This is a genomic window from Fundidesulfovibrio sp., from assembly GCF_058402725.1.
In genome coordinates this window covers 1-2,215 of record NZ_JBZVFJ010000286.1, presented here as the reverse complement: position 1 = coordinate 2,215, position 2,215 = coordinate 1, and the positions used below count along the sequence as shown (strand labels likewise).

General features: G+C 76.6%; 2 protein-coding genes. Both read right to left on the bottom strand.

Annotation, left to right across the window (positions count from 1 at the left end; all coding sequences use genetic code 11):
- A partial coding sequence (locus ACV4UX_RS18770; protein ID WP_491594806.1) for an FHA domain-containing protein occupies positions 1-1,581 on the bottom strand: 1,581 nt, incomplete at its 3' end.
- 2 nt (positions 1,582-1,583) lie between these two features.
- Positions 1,584-2,215, bottom strand: a 632-nt coding sequence (locus ACV4UX_RS18765; protein ID WP_491594805.1) for a tetratricopeptide repeat protein, incomplete at its 5' end; no start/stop codon positions are given.

Sequence of the window (2,215 nt, the reverse complement as noted above, 5' to 3'; positions counted from 1 at the left end):
GCGCAGCCTGGCCCGGGATTCGGCCTGCTGGCGGGCCTTCTCCTCGGCCTGGCGGCGGGCGGTCTCGGCGGCCTGGTTGGCCTTGGCCAGCAGGTCGGCGGCCTCGCGGTCGTCCGGGGCTGCCTCCAGGGCCTTGGCGGCCACGGCGGCGGCCTCGGCGTAGCGCCCCTGGGCCAGGAGCCGATCGCCCTCCGTGATGAGCCCGGCGATCTTCTGGTGGCGTTTGGCCTGCTCGCTCTCGCGCTCGCGGGCCTGGGCGTCGCGCCGGGCCAGGGCGGCGCGCAACTCCTCCACGGCCTGGACCGCCTGGGCGTGGCCCGGGACGATCTCCAGCACGGACTGGTAGCGGGCCAGGGCCTGGTCCGTATCGCCCTGATCGGCCAGCTTGCGGCCCTGGGCCAGCAGGGAGTCCACGCGCCTGGCCTGCTCGGTCTCGTCCAGGGCGCGCTCCTTGCGGCGCACCTCCTGGAGCACGTCGTCTCCCGGGGACTTCTCGCCCCCCGAGAGGAAGAAGGCCAGGAGCAGGAGCGCGAAGAGGCCCCCACCGGCGGCAAGGAGCACACGGCGGTCCTTGAGGAGCCCCGGCGGCAGACGCAGGGCGCGCAGCCGCGAGGCCGCGCCCCCGGGCGCGGAGGCCGCCCGGGCCGTACGGGGCGGCTGGGCGGGCGCGGCCACGTCCAGGGCCAGGCGCAGCCGGGCGCTGCCCGCGCCCAGCACGTCGCCGGACTTCACCGGGGACTGGAGCACGGCCCCCCCGTTCAGGGTCACGGGATTGCGTTCGTTCAGGCTGCGCACCTCCCAGCCCGAGACGGAGCGCTCCAGGAGCGCGTGGGCGCGGGAGACGCCAGGATCGTCCAGCACCAGGTCGCAGTCGGCGGCGCGCCCTATGCGCAGGCTGTCTCCGAAGCGGCGCACCAGCCCCTGCCCAGGCCCCTCGAAGACCTCCAGGGCGTTGGGGCCTTCCCCCGTGAAGGTGGGGCGGGGCCGGAAGACGGTCTTGTCCTGGGAAGGCGCGGGCTCCGGGACGGCCCCGCGCCCAGGGGCGGAAGCTGCGGTGGAGGCGGCCCCGTAAGCGGTCGCGGCGGAGGCGGCGGGCTCGACGCCGAGGGCCGCGCCGGGGGCCACATCGGAGGCGGCGGCGGGGGCCTGGACGGCGGACGTGGCGGACGCGCCGTCGGCGGAGACCTCCGGGGCGGCGGACAGAGCGGTGTCCGCGGCAGCGGAGGCCCCTGCCGGAGGAGAAACCGCGCCCTGCGCCGGGGCCGGAGCCGGGGCCGGGACGGATTCGGCGTCCGGGCCGAGGGAGACCATCACGCGATACGGCCCCAGTCCCAGGAGGTCGCCGTCGGCCACCACGCGCTGGGTCACGGGTTCGCCGTTCACCGTGAGCCCGGCGTCCGCCAGGTTGGTGAGCACCCAGCGCCCGCCGTCCGGGGCCAGGACGGCGTGCTCGCGGGCAACGGCGGGGTCCGGGAGGGTCAGGGTGCAGGCGTCGGAGCCGCCCAGCGTGACGGGGGCGTCCCCGGGGGCGCGCACCTCGCCCACGTGCTCGCCTGATCGGGAGACCGTGAGAACCAGCATGCCTATCTGCCTCCGAGTTCTTCAAGTTTGCGCAGGCTGTCCCGGGTGCGCTCGTCGCGGGGGTCGAGGGAGTTCTCCACCACCAGGCGCAGCTCGGCCCGGGCCTCGTCCAGGCGCTGGTAGCGCAGGGCGAGCTGGGCCTGACGGTAATGCTTGTCCACCAGCTGGTCCAGTTCCGCTTCGGCGCGCGAGAGCAATCGTGCGGCCTGGGCGTTGCCCGGGTCCAGGCGCAGGGCCTCGCGCCAGTGGTCCACGGCCTTGCGGGGCTGGCCGGAGTTGTAGAGGAACTGGCCCAGCCGCACGGCCTCGCGTGAGGCCTCGGCGGCGGCCTGCTCCGGGGAGGCCGGAGGCTGCGCCGGAGCACCCGGGGCGGCAGGGGCGGCAGGAGCGGCAGGGGCGGGTGGAGCGGGCGGAGCGGAAGACCCGGCCGGGGCCTGCGTCCCGGCCTTCTCTGCCCCGCCTGTCGCCAAGAGCCCGGCCACGGCCAGCGCCGCCAGGAGCGCAGCGCCGTAGAGCAACGCGCGCACCGGCACCCGGCGCGCTCCCGGTCCCGAAGCGGAGGGGACCGGAGCGGACGGCGCGTCCTGGACCAGGGCCTGGGGTCCGGCGAGGGTGAACACCGTCTCGCCCACGG